The organism is Crossiella sp. CA198 (assembly GCF_052078295.1).
Lineage (GTDB): Bacteria > Actinomycetota > Actinomycetes > Mycobacteriales > Pseudonocardiaceae > Crossiella.
On record NZ_JBQJIM010000035.1, the window covers coordinates 43,364 to 57,420 of the forward strand.

11 protein-coding genes are annotated in these 14,057 nt (G+C 71.2%); 1 reads left to right on the forward strand and 10 read right to left on the reverse strand.

Going from position 1 to position 14,057, the window contains the following annotated elements:
- Positions 1-10 precede the first annotated feature (10 nt).
- From ACTOWY_RS39450 to eccD, 9 genes are all read right to left on the reverse strand, one after another.
- The gene (locus ACTOWY_RS39450) at positions 11-334 is read right to left on the reverse strand and encodes a hypothetical protein (protein ID WP_441314707.1); all 324 of its coding nucleotides are present in this window, start codon (positions 332-334) and stop codon (positions 11-13) included.
- A gap of 13 nt (positions 335-347) precedes the next feature.
- On the reverse strand, positions 348-2,276 hold the full coding sequence (locus ACTOWY_RS39455; protein ID WP_441314708.1) for a hypothetical protein: 1,929 nt from the start codon (positions 2,274-2,276) through the stop codon (positions 348-350).
- Between the two features lie 5 nt (positions 2,277-2,281).
- Positions 2,282-2,692 carry a YbaB/EbfC family nucleoid-associated protein gene (locus tag ACTOWY_RS39460; RefSeq protein ID WP_441314709.1) on the reverse strand — a complete coding sequence of 137 codons (411 nt, stop codon included), beginning with the start codon at positions 2,690-2,692 and terminating at the stop codon, positions 2,282-2,284.
- Entirely contained in the window at positions 2,631-4,736 is a 2,106-nt protein-coding gene (locus ACTOWY_RS39465) for a hypothetical protein (protein WP_441314710.1), read from the reverse strand. The genes ACTOWY_RS39460 and ACTOWY_RS39465 overlap by 62 nt, the downstream gene beginning before the upstream one ends.
- Positions 4,737-4,741: 5 nt before the next feature.
- A complete protein-coding gene (locus ACTOWY_RS39470) occupies positions 4,742-5,143 on the reverse strand; it encodes a hypothetical protein (RefSeq protein WP_441314711.1) in 402 nt (133 codons plus the stop codon).
- Positions 5,144-5,176: 33 nt separating this feature from the next.
- Positions 5,177-5,470 carry a WXG100 family type VII secretion target gene (locus tag ACTOWY_RS39475; RefSeq protein WP_247758069.1) on the reverse strand — a complete coding sequence of 98 codons (294 nt, stop codon included), beginning with the start codon at positions 5,468-5,470 and terminating at the stop codon, positions 5,177-5,179.
- A 30-nt stretch (positions 5,471-5,500) separates the two neighbouring features.
- A complete protein-coding gene (locus ACTOWY_RS39480) occupies positions 5,501-5,845 on the reverse strand; it encodes a WXG100 family type VII secretion target (RefSeq protein ID WP_441314712.1) in 345 nt (114 codons plus the stop codon).
- Between the two features lie 102 nt (positions 5,846-5,947).
- The gene (gene eccB, locus ACTOWY_RS39485) at positions 5,948-7,354 is read right to left on the reverse strand and encodes a type VII secretion protein EccB (protein WP_441314713.1); all 1,407 of its coding nucleotides are present in this window, start codon (positions 7,352-7,354) and stop codon (positions 5,948-5,950) included.
- 3 nt (positions 7,355-7,357) lie between these two features.
- Complete coding sequence (gene eccD / locus ACTOWY_RS39490; RefSeq protein WP_441314714.1) at positions 7,358-8,731, reverse strand: type VII secretion integral membrane protein EccD; 1,374 nt, start codon at positions 8,729-8,731, stop codon at positions 7,358-7,360.
- A 121-nt stretch (positions 8,732-8,852) separates the two neighbouring features.
- On the opposite strand from eccD, the gene eccCa reads away from it, so the two are divergent.
- Positions 8,853-12,821, forward strand: coding sequence for a type VII secretion protein EccCa (gene eccCa / locus ACTOWY_RS39495; RefSeq protein WP_441314715.1), 3,969 nt, complete (start codon positions 8,853-8,855; stop codon positions 12,819-12,821).
- Here the strand turns inward: eccCa and ACTOWY_RS39500 are convergent, their stop codons facing one another.
- Positions 12,822-13,937 carry a S8 family serine peptidase gene (locus tag ACTOWY_RS39500; protein WP_441314716.1) on the reverse strand — a complete coding sequence of 372 codons (1,116 nt, stop codon included), beginning with the start codon at positions 13,935-13,937 and terminating at the stop codon, positions 12,822-12,824.
- Positions 13,938-14,057 lie beyond the last annotated feature (120 nt).

Genomic DNA, 14,057 nt, shown 5'->3' on the forward strand with positions numbered 1-14,057 from the left:
ATCTGTCTGGTCAGCGTTTGAACCCGTGGCCGATGTTGGCCGCGTTGTTCCGCTCCATCGCCTTGAGCTGCAAGGCCAGCGCCGACATCACGTTGCCGGTGTTCTCCACCGCCGCGCCGATCGAGCCGCCCGCCTCTTCAATGATCTTGGCGGTGGGCAGCAGTTGTTCCCGGATCTCCCGGCCCATATCGTCGTCGCCGCAGGCGGCGATCAGCAGCGCCAGCCGTTCCTCGCCGCCTTGGCCGAGGTCGTAGAGGTGCTGGGCGATCGGCCGGAACTGGGTGCCGACGTAGGCGATCATGTCCGGGTCGGCGCTCATCCCGTTGCTGCTCATGGCGTTTAGCTCCTCATCCGTTCGCGGTGCCGTGTCCGGCAGCCCGGTCGTCCAGTCCCGACGGTGGGCCGGGCAGTGCCGGCGCGCCGAGCCGGGTGCCGGTGGCGAACCGGGTCCGGCGCTTGCGGCGGCCCAGCACACCGGGCGCCACCGCGGTCTCGGTGCCCCAGGTCTGTTCGTCCTCGGCCAGCCAGGTGTCCCGGTCCCGTTCGCCCTTGTCCTGTGCCCCCGCACCAGGCCCACCCGCGGTGGGCGGGTGGAACGGCACACCGCCGTTCCCGGCATTCCCTTTCGGACCGTCCACACCGGACGGTCCACCTAGGGTTGGCACCATCGGCTTTCCACCGCCGGTGGCGGTGAACGGCGCGGTGGCCGACGGAGACAAACCGACCTTGCCGCCACCGGCCGGGCCAGGTCCACTGTGGACGGACAGCGGGTCGGCGCTGGACATGGTCATCGGCAGTGCGGCGTTCGGCGGACGCAGTGGCGGCAGTGGTGGCGGAGTGCGACGCAGGGACTGGAGATAGCGCTCCACCGGCGACTGGCCGCCGGTCTGCGGACCGGTGCCACCCGGTGGCTGGAAGGGCTGGCGGATGCGGTCCTTCTGTTCCAGGCGGCCGTTTCCACGTGGTCCCACGATGGTGCCGTTGGGGGTGACCCTGGACCCGGGCGGCACGATGATCGGTCGGCCGTCCGGGCCCAGCACGGGTTTGCCGTCCGGCCCGTACACGGTGCCGTCGGTGCCGACGTGCGATCCGGTGGGCACCTTCAGCATCGAGTTGGGCCCGCTGATCACGCTGGCCGGCCCCTTCGGACCGGGATTCGGGCCGAGACTGGGCGGCGGTGGCGGCGGTACCTGGCCGCCACCGATCTCGCTCTGCCCGCCGCCACCCTCGGGCGCGCCGTCCGGGCCGGGGCCAGGTCCGGGATCAGGTCCCGGTTCGGGGCCGGGACCTGATCCGGGCGGCAGCACGAACCGGATCGGGGTGACGATGGTGGGCAGGTGTGCGGCGGCGGCCAGGTAGTCCTTGTCCAGCTTGCTGATCGCGGTGGTCGCCGCCACGTCCAGGGTGGCGATCTGGTGGGCCTCCCAGATCTTCTTGGCCGCGTTCTCCAGCCGCTCCCACATCCCGCCTTCGGTGACCTTGCCGCCGAGCAGGGTGCTGGTCGGGTAGCTCTCCTGGTCCTTGTAGTAGTCCTGTGGGCCGTGCGCGCGGAAGTCGGCCACCAGTTCCGGGGCGGTCCAGATCGCGGTGATCGCGCCACCCGGCCAGGCCAGCGCGGAACCGTTGGCGCTGACCTGGAAACCCAGTCCGGTGTCGTAGGAGAAGGACTTCTCGCCGAGCCACTCGTGGTAGCCGTCGTTGAGGGTCACGGTGGCCTGCCGCAGGGCCTCCTTGGCATCGCCGAGCGCGTCCCAGGCCGTGCGTTGCTTGCTGAGCTGGGCCACCAGGTCCTCGCACCGGTACCGCAACTCGTCCAGCACGTTCCAGAACGCGTTGGCGCCCGTGCCCTGGAAGTGGTCTCCGCGTTTGCCGACCTGGTCGCGCTCGGTCCGCAACGGGGTGACCTGGGCGGTGAGCCAGTCGGCCGCGCCCTTCAGCGTGTTGTCCGCGCGTTCGAAGGTGGCCCGGCTGGCGACCGTGCTGTGGTCGAAGAGCAGCGCGTCCAGGATTTTGGAACCGTTGGCGTAGAACGGTTTCATCACCTGTTCCAGCTCCGGGGTCGGATCGGCGACCCCGTAGTAGGAGGTGTAGAGGGTCATTGTCTCGACGTGCCACATGTTGCCGGGCAGGTGGTTTCCCGGTCCGCGCGGCCGGCGGAAGCAGTCCGAGGACAGCCAGCGTGGCGCGATGACGGTGGCCCGTTCCGGCACCTTGGGATAGGTGCTGGTGGCGACCCCGTTGTCGCTGAAGACGTTGATGGCCTCATCCCAGCGCATGCCGATCAGCCCCGGCCGCGGTCAAGGACGTCCGACGGCGCCTCGTCCCAGATCGCGGCGAACGCGGCGTCCGCCGGGGTCTCCCCGGCCATCGCGGCACGCAGGTCGGCCCGCTGGTCCAGCAGCGGACCGAAGACCTCCAGGGTCACCTCGGCCATCTCCGCGCGGGCCCGGTCCAGCACCTCAAGGAGCGTGCGGGCGAGCTGTTCCGGCGGCATCGTGCGGTACTTGGATGTGTGGAACTTCAGGCCCACCACCGCGTTCCGCGCGTCCACGGTCGCCGTCACCAGGTGGTCCGCGGAGGTCGCCGAGGCCGTCCGGGCCGCGAGTTCGGCCTTTGCTGACTCGATCCGGTCACGCTGTTCCCTCAGCGTGTCCATGGCCTGGTGCAGTTGTGCCGCCAGCCAGTCGGCCATCGGATCCTCCCGGTGCGTGGTTGCGGGGGCCGCCCGCGGTGGCCCGGCCCCGCCTGCGGCGGCCCAGCACCGCGGGCATCAACTGGGGGTCGGTGCCCCAGGTCTGTTCGTCCTCGGCCAGCCAGGTCGACCGGTCGCGTTCACCCTTGTTCTGATCGGGCGCGCCCGCGCCCGGACCGCCCGCGGTGGGCGGGTAGAACGGCACGCCGCCCAGCCCGTTGCCCTGACCGCCGGTGCCCGGCGGGGGCTTGAGCAGCGACGGTCCGCCCTCGGTGGTCACCGTGTGTGGTGCGGGCGGTGGAGCTGCGCCCTGCGGCTGATGCTGACCGCCACCCACACCCAGCGACGGCCCGGAACTGGATCCTCCACTGTGGAGTCCCAGTGGTCCCTTCGGCATCACCGATGGCGGTGGCGGCGAGCTGGAGAGCAGGGTCGGTGGAGCCGGAGTGTTATTGCCGCGCAGGGAGTTCAGGTACTTGTCCAGGTCGGACTCGGCGGGTTTGTCGCCCGGCGCGGTGGTGTCCGGGCGGGACAGCCGGTCCTTCTCCGTGAGCTTGTTGCCGTTGCGGCCGACGATCTCGCCGTCGGAGTTGATCCGGGACCCTGGCGGCACGATCAGCGGCCGCCCGAAGGCGTCCAGCAGCGGCTTGCCGTCCGGTCCGCGCACCACGCCATCGGCGCCGACGGTGGACTTGCCGGGCACCTTCAGCACCGAGTCCGGGCCCGGCCGGTTGGGACCGTTGGGGCCGTTGGGGTTGGGCGGGTCCTTCTTCCCCGTTCCCGGTCCCTGCGAGCCGGGCTTCGGGATGGGTGGCGGTGGGCCGTTGCCCTTGTTGTCCTTGGGCCCCTTGGGTCCCTCGCTGCCCGGCGGTGGCTTCGGCGGACCCTTGCCCGGCGGCGGGGTGGGCGGAGCCTTGCCGCCCGGTGGCGGCGGGGGCGGCGGCCCACCACCGGGCGGGGGCGGCGGCTTGGGGTTGCTCAGGTCGAGGCGCACCGGGGTGACGATGGTCGGCAGGTAGGTCGCCGCGGTGTTGTAGCTGGTGCCGAGGGATTGCACCGCCTGCGAAGCCGGGCCGTCCAGCACGGTCCGCAGATGTTCCAACCACAGGTTCTTGGCCAGTTCCTCCAGGGTGGTCCAGAACGCGGCGCTGCGCGCGTCCGCGCCGATCTTGCTGCTGCGCGGGAACTGCTCACCCCCGCTCCACGCGGCGGACCCCGAAGGCTCGTTGGCCTTGAGGTCCTGGCGGAACTGCTCGCAGGTCCAGATCGCGGTGAACGCGCCGCCCGGCCAGGCCAGCGCCGAGCCGGTGCTGCTGACGCGGCCGAAGATCCCGGTGTCGTAGCTGACCGGCTTGGCGGAGAACCAGTCCGTGTAGGCGGTGGAGATCTTGTCGATCGCCACCAGCAGGCCGCCTTTGGCCTCGTTGATCTCCTTCGTGGCCGGGTTGTCCAACCTGCCCTGGGCATCGGCCAGCGCGTTCCACGCGTGCCCGTCGGCCACGCCGAGCTGGCGCACCACGTCCTCGCACTGGAACACCAGGCCGCCCAGGAACTTCCGCAGTGCCATGGCGCCCGAGCCCTGCAGGTCGTCGCCCTTGTTCCCGATCGTCTGCTGCTCTGTCTTCAGGGTGGCCGCGTGCTTGGTGAGCAGATCCTTGGCGCCGTTGAGGGTGCGGAAGGCCCGGTTGAACGTCTCCGGCTGCGCCACCGTGTTCACCCCGGCCCGCAGCGAGTCCACGATCTTGCGCATGTTGCCGTAGAAGTCGTTCATCGGCTTGGTGAGCGCTTCGGAGTCGGTGTCGGCCACGGCCCAGTAGTTCATCCAGTTCGTGGCGTACTTGACGTAGTACTCGTGCTTGTCGCCGTCCTTGCCCGCCGCGCCGTGCACCGCGCTCCACACGTCCCACTTGATCCACTTCGCGCCTGCCACGGTCTGCCGGTTGGGCACGAGAGGGTAGGTGGCGCCGTCCTGGAAGATGTTGAGCGCCTGTTCCCAGGACCACTTCGACCAGTCCACCGGACCCAGCGGGGCTTCGTCGGGCATCGGGGTCAGCTCCCGCCGGTGGCGGGTTTGCCGCCGAGGATCACGCCGAGCTGGTACGCGCTCAGTTCGGTGGACAGCTTGATGTTCTCGTCCTCACCGCTCTCGGCGATCTTCACCACCGAGGTGATGTTGCGGTTGAGCGTTTCCAGGGAGGTCCGCAGGGCCTGGAACTGGGTGTGCAGCGTGGGCGCGGTGCCGGTGGCCGACTCGTACCGGTCCATCAGCACCTTGGCCGGCTGGAAGGTCTCCGAACCCGCGAGCAGGCTGCGGGTCTTCTCATCGAGCACATAGGACAGTTCCCGCACATGCTCGTTGCCGATCAGGTCGTTGACCATCGGCTGCAGCACCTTGGCCTGGAACTGCTGCAACCGCGCGACGGTGATCGTGATGTCGCCACTGTCCGCCATGCCCTGCTCCCTTTCCCCGTACCGGATCCCGGCTTACAGCCCGGTGAACTTGCCCGCGATGTTCGCGTCGGTGCGCCGGTAGTTGTCGTAGGACTGGTTCAGCGTCACCTGGGCCTTGCCGAAGCGCTGCTGCATGTCGTTGGTGGCGCCGGTCCAGGTCGACTGCACCTGGGCCCACATGCCTGCCGCGTCACCGGTCCAGGTCTCGGCCATCGGCTTGATCCGGGTGCGCAGCTCCTCCAGCGCGTCCATGATCGCCTTGGTCTGGGCCTGCATCTGGTCGGCCATGTGCGGGATGCCGCTGCCGACCGAGAATCCGTCGAACATGCCGGGTGCTCCTCTGCTGGGGTGTGGTGGTCAGGAGATGAGGGACTTGAAGACGCGGTCGCCCTCGCCGCCGGTGAAGGCGCCCTGGGAGAGCAGGGTGATGTCGGCTTCGACGTCGTTCATCTGCTGGTCGCTGATGCCGACCAGTTCGCCGATCTCGTCCAGGGAGTTGATGATCCGGTTGTAGTCCTCCATCCAGGCCCGCAGGTTGGCCAGGAAGGTCTGGGACGCCTGGCCCTGCCAGTTCCCGCCCAGGTCGGTGGAGATGTTGGCGACGTTGCCGCCGATGGCGCGGCAGGTGTCGAGGCAGCTCTGGATGGCCTGGTAGCCACCCTTCATGCCGGTGTCGGTCTTCTGGAACTGCGGCGTGCTCATCCGGTGGTCCTTTCCCGTGGTGCGCTCCGCCCCCAGGACATCAACCCGGGGGCGGGCGGACCATGCTGAACCACCGGCAGAAACCGCCTGCGGTTCCGCCGGTCAGGAAGTACAGGCGGTGGCGGCGGGCAGCACGGTGCCGCCGCCGCGCAGCACGGCCGGGTCCAGCGCCGCCCCAGTCGGCAGCAGCGCCAGCAGGCTGGTGGAGAGTCCGATGGCGGCGGTGGCGCCGTAGCCGAGGGCCTTGGCGCCTTCGGGCGGCACCGGATACTTCACGCCGGTGTCGGTCACCAGGTACAGCGCGTCGCCGAGCCGTCCGGAGGCGGCGGTGGCCTTCACCAGCGCCCCGGTCCCCGGCCGCACCGTGATCCGGTCCACCCGCGCGCACGGCGCCGCGATCCCTGGCTGGGCCAGTGGCGGCGCGCCGACGGCGGCGACCTGGTCGGACACGGTGAGCTGGGTGCGCGGGGTGCCGCCATCCGGAGTAACCAGCGCGCACAGGCTCTGTCCACTGTGGAGGGTCGTGGCACGCGGTGGCCTGACCGGTGGCGGGGGCTCGGCCTTGGCCAGGTTCTCGCTGACCAGGCGGCCGGGCAACGGGGTCGCCACTACGTCGCCGCCACTGTAGGCGGCCCGGCGGAGTTCGGGATCCGCGGTCAGCAACCGGGCTTCCAGCTCGGAGATCGGCGTGAGTCCGGTGCCGGTGAGCACATACCGCTGGGACGGTTCGCCGGCGACGGCGAACAACCGGCCGATCCGCGAGTCCACCGCACCCAGCGCCGGTCCGGGCGCGCCGAGTCCGGCCAGGGTCCGCGGTGCGAAGTCCGGGCCGACCGGCAGTGCGTCCAGGAGTGCGGCGGGGGCCTTGACCGGCTGCGGCATGCCGTCCAGGGCGTCCAGGGCGCCCCGGTTGGTGGCGACCCGGTGCCGTCTGCCCTGCCACAGCAAGGAGGTCACGCCGTCCGGGGTGAGGACCACCACCGCGTCGTCGGGTCCGAGCGCGCGACCGGAGCCGCCGCCGATCCGCAACGCGGTGCCGCCTGCCTGGTCCCGGCCGACCGCCGCGCACACCTCCCACGGGTCCGCCGCGGCCGAGGGCAGTGCGTCGGGCGCGCCGATGATGCCCAGCGCCTCGCCCCTGGGCACCTCGCGCAGGGAGGCCTCGGCCACGTGCTTGACCACCAGGCGATCCCCGGCAACGAGTCGGGCCGAGGCCAGGTTGAGCACCGGCAGCAGTTTCCCGCCCGCGTACAGGAATCGGGCGCCGGTGGTGTCGGAGACCACCAGCGCGCCCTCCACCTTCCAGGAGGTGTTGCCGCCAGGGGAGATCAGGCCGAACACCAGCAGCCCGAGGCAGACCAGGGTGGCGATCAGCCCGCCGATGGTGCTGCCCCGGTACGTGCGGTGTAGTGGGCTTTCCGGCGCGTCCGGGTCCACCCGCAGCAGTGCGGAGGACAGCCTGCCCATCATGAACCGGTGCGCCTGGACCTGGTCGGTCTTGGAGTTCACGGCTCAGCCCCCGATCCCGCGCATGTACGCGAACAGGCCGAGCAGCCATAATCCCAGTGGCAGCAGGGAGAACGCGGCCACGCTCTCCGCGATGTCGGCCAGTCGGCCCCACTGCGGCAGCAGCCTGCGGCCGGGCAGCGTCCAGCGCACCACGATCAGCACCGCGGCCAGCACGAACAACCCGATCATCAGGGCCAGGGGTTTCGGTGAGCGTTCGTGCACGGCCAGCAGCAGCCACAGCACGCCGTACCCACCGGGTGCCAGCACGGACAGCCGCTGCCACACGCTGCCCAGCGCTCGGCCGTGCACCAGCAGCAACGCGCTGAGCACCGCGGCGAACGTGGTGGCCTGCCAGGACGGATCGCGCACCACGAAGGTGAGCACCACCGCGCAGGCCGCGCCGACCGCGGCGAACAGGGCGGTGACGTAGGCGTCGGCGATCCGGCCCTTGGCCACCACCTCGTCCCCGGCGTGCGGTTCGAGGTCCTCCTGCAACTCCTGGGCGTTGGTGGGCAAGGCGGGCAGCCGCAGACCGGAGAGCCGGAAGGCGACCCTGGGCACGAACGCGCCGAGCAGCACGGCGAGCACCGCGATCACGGTGGCCGAGGCAGCGGCACTGGCCCCGGTGAGCATCATCACCAGCCCGCCGGTGGCGCACAGCAGGCCCGTGGTGGCGACCGAGACGAACACCGGCGCGGACCCGGCCACCGCGGCCAGTCCCAGCGCGGCGGCGCCCGCCCCGGCCACGCAGGCGGCCAGGATCCGGGCCCCGGTGAGCACCTCGCCTTCCGGGCCGTCCGGGATCAGGAATCCGGCCAGCCCGACGAACGGGACCGCGGCCAGGGACAGGGCGAGTGCGGCGGGCTGGTCGCCCAGCGCGCGGGCCGCGGTGGCCGCGCACACCAGCAGGAACACCGCGGCCAGGCCGGTGGCCAGCAGGGTCTGCCAGGTGTTCGGGGCGGTGGCGAGCACGCCGAAGCCGAGGGTCAGCACTGCGAGCAGACCACCGAGCAGCGTCCACCGGCTGGCCTCGGGGCTCCAGGTGTCGGCGCGGTCGCGGGCCTCGGTGGAGAGGCCGTCGATGATGTCGTCGAAGTGCACGGTGGGCAGCCGCTCGCGGCGCGGCCGCAGGTGCAGGGTCTCGCCGTCACGCAGGTTGAGCGCGTCGACGGTGGCCTCCTGGTCCAGGGGCGCCTCACCGAGTCGCTGCAGGGTCCAGCCGTCGTGTTCGAGGCCGGCTTCGGCCAGGTCAGGACCTGCGTAGCCGAGGATGGTCGGCATCATCTCGATCAGCGGGATGTCCCCCGGCACGGCCAGCTCGAAGCCGGTGGAGGGGGCCCGGACCCGGAGTTTGCACAGCCCGGAAGTGGTCGCCATGGCACACGCCTTTTCTTCGGCGACCGACGCGCGGCATCGGAGTGAACCGTCGCGTGGTCGGATTTCGTCACCTGTTGCGGAGCTGCCACCACAGCGCGTCCGTCAGGGAAGGAATCCGGGCTTGAGTGTAATCACGTTCCGCAAGAGCCAGCGCAGACCCGGACCGGAGATGCCCGAGGGCGAGCTGAGCATCCAGGAACCGCCCACGCTGCCGGAGGTCCAGCGCAGCGCGGGCGCGATCATGATGTACCTGCCGATGGCGTTGTCCTCCACCGCGACCGTGCTGCTGTTCGTGCGGCCGGGGGAGAACGGCGCCTTCAGCTATCTGGCCGCCGGGCTGATGACGGTGTCCTCGATGGCCATGCTGATCGGCCAGCTGGGCCGCAGCGCGGGCGAGCGTAGGCAGAAGCTCAACGACGCCCGCCGGGACTATCTGCGTTACCTGGCCCAGTCCCGCCGCAAGGTGCGCGAAGTCGTGCTGCGCCAACGTGAGGCGCTCGCCTGGCGGCACCCGGACCCGGCCGCGCTGTGGTCGCTGCCGGGCACCACCAGGATGTGGGAGCGGGACGCCCAGGACGAGGACTTCGGCGAGGTGCGGGTCGCACTGGGTCCGCAACGCCTGGCCTGGCGGCTGAACCCGTTGTCCACCAAGCCGGTGGACGATCTGGAACCGCTGTCCGCGCACGCGCTGCGCCGGTTCATCCACGCCTACGGCACGGTCGCCGACCAGCCGGTGGCGGTGTTCCTGCCCTCCTTCGCCCGGATCCTGTTGCGAGTGGCCGATCAGCGTGACGAGGACCGCGTACGGGCACTGGCCAGGGCGATGATCGCGCAGCTCGCGGTGTTCCACTCCCCCGCCGAACTGCGCATCGTGCTGCTCACCCCGCCGGAGCGCCGGGCGGGCTGGGAGTGGGTGAAGTGGTTGCCGCACAACCTGCACCCGAACGAGAGTGACGGTGCGGGCGCGACCCGCCTGATGGTGTCCTCACTGTCCGAATTGGACGTCGCACTCGGCGAGGAGTTCGCGAGCCGACCGGCCTTCGACCCGGACGCGGTGCCGGATCGCGGCGAACCGTGTGTGCTGGTGTTCGTGGACGGCGTGCCGGTGCCACCCACCGCACGGCTGGCCGGGCCGGGTTACCGCAACACCACGGTGCTCGACCTCTCCGGCGCACTGTCCGAACAGGACGATCCACAGACCCTGCGGCTGCGGATCGAGGACGGCATCCTCAAGCTGATCACCGTCGACCAGCACAACAAGGAGGTGGCCGGTGATCTCGGGCGGCCGGACGGGCTGGGCCTGGCCACCGCGTCCGCGCTGGCGATGCGGCTCGCGCCGTACCGGATGGGCGCGCCGCGCCGCTCCGCCGAACCCCTGTCCGCCGACTTCGACCTGACCACCCTGTTGGGCATCAAGGACATCCAGACCCACGACGTGGCCGCGGGCTGGGCCGCACCACGTCCCGGCGGACGGCTGCGGGTGCCGCTGGGTGTCGGCGCCAACGGCGCGCCGATCGAGCTGGACATCAAGGAGTCCGCGCAGGCCGGGATGGGCCCGCACGGCATGCTGATCGGCGCCACCGGGTCCGGCAAGTCCGAACTGCTGCGCACCCTGGTCCTCGCGCTGGCGCTCACCCACTCCTCGGAGATCCTCAACTTCGTGCTGGTGGACTTCAAGGGCGGCGCCACCTTCCTCGGCCTGGACGATCTGCCGCACACCTCCGCGGTGATCACCAACCTGGCCGATGAGGCTGCTCTGGTCGGCCGGATGCGCGAGGCCCTGCACGGCGAACTGGTGCGCCGCCAGGAACTGCTGCGCAAGGCGGGCAACCACAGTTCCGCCTTGGACTACGAACGCGCGCGGGCCGCCGGCGCGCCACTGGACCCGCTGCCCACGTTGTTCGTGGTGGTGGACGAGTTCAGCGAGCTGCTGGCCGCGCACCGGGATTTCATGGACCTGTTCATCATGATCGGCCGGCTGGGCCGCTCGCTCGGCGTGCACCTGCTGCTGGCCTCGCAACGCCTGGACGAGAGCCGCATCCACCAGCTCGAATCCCACCTGTCCTACCGGATCGGCCTGCGCACCTTCTCCGCCATGGAAAGCCGTGGCGTGCTCGGTGTGCCCGACGCCTACCAACTGCCCGCCGATCCGGGCAACGGGTTCCTCAAGAACGGGATCGGCGCCCTGGAACGGTTCAAGGCCGCCTACGTCTCCGGCCCGCACCGCACCGCCCGCCGCAACGTCGAACAAGCCGTGGTGGCCCAACAGATCGTGCCGTTCACCGCCCAGTTCGTCGCCCACCGCGAAGTCGAACCCGAACCCACCCCCACGCCGGAACCAGAGGGCTCCACCCACAGCCTCCTAGAGGTGGCCGTGGACCGGTTGCGAGACAGCGGTCCGGCCGCGCACCGGGTGTGGCTGCCACCCCTGGACGAGCCCAGCTCCCTGGACGAACTGTTGCCGCCCTTGGAGATCACTCTCGAACACGGCCTGTGCGCCGCCGACTGGCCGGACCGTGGCAGGCTGCGGGTGCCGATCGGTCTGGTGGACCGGCCGTTCGAGCAGACCAGGGATCCGCTGCTGGTCGACCTGTCCGGCGCGGGCGGGCACGTGGCCGTGGTGGGCGGACCGCAGAGCGGCAAGAGCACCACGCTGCGCACCCTGATCACCGCCCTCGCGCTCACGCACAGCCCGGCCGAGGTCCAGTTCTACTGCCTGGACTTCGGCGGCGGCACGCTGTCCGGCCTGCGCCGCCTGCCGCACGTGGGCGGCGTGACCGGACGCCTAGACCTGGACCGCATCCACCGCACCATCGGCGAGGTCACCGCGTTGCTGGCCCGCCGGGAACGCCTCTTCACCGACCACTCGGTCGACTCCATGCCGACCTACCGGCGCAGGCGGGCCGCCGGTGAGTTCCCGGCGGAACGGCACGGGGATGTGTTCCTGGTGGTGGACGGCTGGTCCACCATCCGCCAGGACTTCATGGAACTGTTGCCCACCTTCGCCGAACTCGCCGCCCGCGGCCTCAACTACGGCATCCACCTGATGCTCGCCTCCGGCCGGTGGAGCGAGATCGCCAGCGCGGTCCGCGATCTGGTGGGCACCCAACTGGAACTGCGGCTGGGCGACCCGGTCGACTCGGTGGTCAACATGCGCGCCGCGGCCACCGTGCCGAAGATCCCCGGCCGTGGCCTCACCGAGAAGGAACTGCACTTCCGCACCGCACTCCCGTCCCTGGACGGGGTGCACGGCGAGGTCACCGACCACGTGGCCACCCTGGTCGACCGGATCGCCACCGCCTGGACCGGCCCGAGCGCGCCGCCGGTGCGGATGCTGCCCCCGGTGCTGGCGCACGCGGAACTGCCCGCGCCCGAACAGGATGTGCGCATCCCGCTCGGCCTGGACGATCAGAAACTCGAACCGCTCTGGCACGACTTCGCCGACACCCCGCACCTGCTGGTGGTCGGCGATGTGGAGACCGGCAAGACCAACCTGCTGCGCCTGATCATCGACGGCATCACCCGCCGCTACACCCCACAGGAAGCCCGGATCATCACCGTGGACTACCGCCGGGGTCTCTACGAGGCGGTGCCCGCGGAGCACCAGCTCGGCTACGCGGTGGCCGCGGATTCGGTGCGCGAACTCATCGACGGGGTGGCCCGCGCGGTGCAAACCCGGTTGCCCGGCCCGGACATCTCACCCGCGCGGCTGCGCGCCAGGGACTGGTGGAGCGGTCCGCAGGTGTTCGTGGTGATCGACGACTACGACATGGTCACCACGTCCTCGGGCAACGCCTTCCAGCCGCTGTTCGACGCACTGGCCCAGGGCAACGCGCTCGGCCTGCACCTGGTGGTGGCCCGCGGCGCGAACGGCGTCGGCCGGGGCGCCAACGATCCGTTGCTGCGCCGCCTGGTCGAGGTCAACACCCCGGTGCTGTTGTTGTCCTGCCCCAATTCCGAGGGTATGGTCTTCGGCGATGTCCGGCCGCGCACGCTGATCCCCGGCCGGGCGCAGTACGCCACCCGGCGCGGAACCACCCTGGTGCAGACCGCGCTGTCAGCGCACGAGACCGCGCTCAGCGCGAAGTGATCACCGGCCGCCGCCGCGCCACCCGCGGCGGCGGCCCAGCGGCAACACCACCGCCACCGCACCCAGCAAGCACACCGCGAGCGCCACGATCCCGGCCACCGCCAGCGCCGAGCGTTGCGCGCCAACGGTATCCGGGACCGCCGCCAGCGCGACCGGCTCACGACGCGCGGTCACCGGCGCCTCGGCCTGGTTCGCGGTCAACGCGGCCAGTGGGTCGAGCACGGCCAGACCCGGCTGCCGGTACGCCTTGTCCCGCAACCGCTTCGCCAGCTCAGCGCCGGTGATCTCCGGCCGGTAGGCGCGAATCAGCGCCGCCGCGGCCGCGACGTGCGCGGCGGCGAACGCCGGTCCCGACCCGACCACCTGACCACCACCCGGCCCGGTGCCCACCACCAGATTCCCCGGCGCGGCAAGGGATCCGGGGACGCTCACCGCGGCCTTCCCGTCCGGTCCGAGCGCACTCACCGCCAGCACCCCGGGAAATCCCGCCGGGAAGTACGGCCCCGGCTCCACCTTCTTGTTCGGCAGACTGTCCGGACCAGCGGCCGCCACCACCAGGGCCCCGGCGGCCAGGGCACGCTCGATCGCCTTGCCCAGCCCTGGATCCGCCTCCACGACCCCCACCGCCACGCAGATGATCCGCGCCCCCGCCGCCACCGCCGCGTCAATCGCACCCGCGATCCCACCCGCACTCGGCGCGCCGGACTTGTCCGTGCCCCGGACCGCGAGCACCCGAGCCCCCGGCGCCAGCCCGGCGAACCGGACACCCTCGCGGACCGGCGCGCCGATCAGACTGGCCACCACCGTGCCGTGACCGACACAGTCCTTGCCCGCGTCCCCCAGCGCCTCCACCGGCACCGCGGTCGCGTCCACCCCGGTGTCCACCACCGCCACGGTCACCCCTGACCCGGTGCTCAACGCCCACAACCGGTCCGCACCCAGGTACGGCAACTGCCACGGCGTCTCGGTGATCTTCTTCCCGGAGGAGCCGGTGCACGGCTGACCGGCCCGCAACACCTGCGGGATCTGCGGGAGAACGGTGTCCTGCGCGGCCGCCACGCCGCCGTTCGCGGCCAGCGCGAAGGTCGCGCAGGCCACTGCGAGCTGTCGCCTCATCGTGCCAGTCCAGCACGCTCCGGCCAGACCCGAACACGCAGAACCACCGGCAGGACGCGGACCGAGTGAACCCAATCCGCCCCCCACTGCGTTGCCCGATGCGGAGGACCGACGATGAGG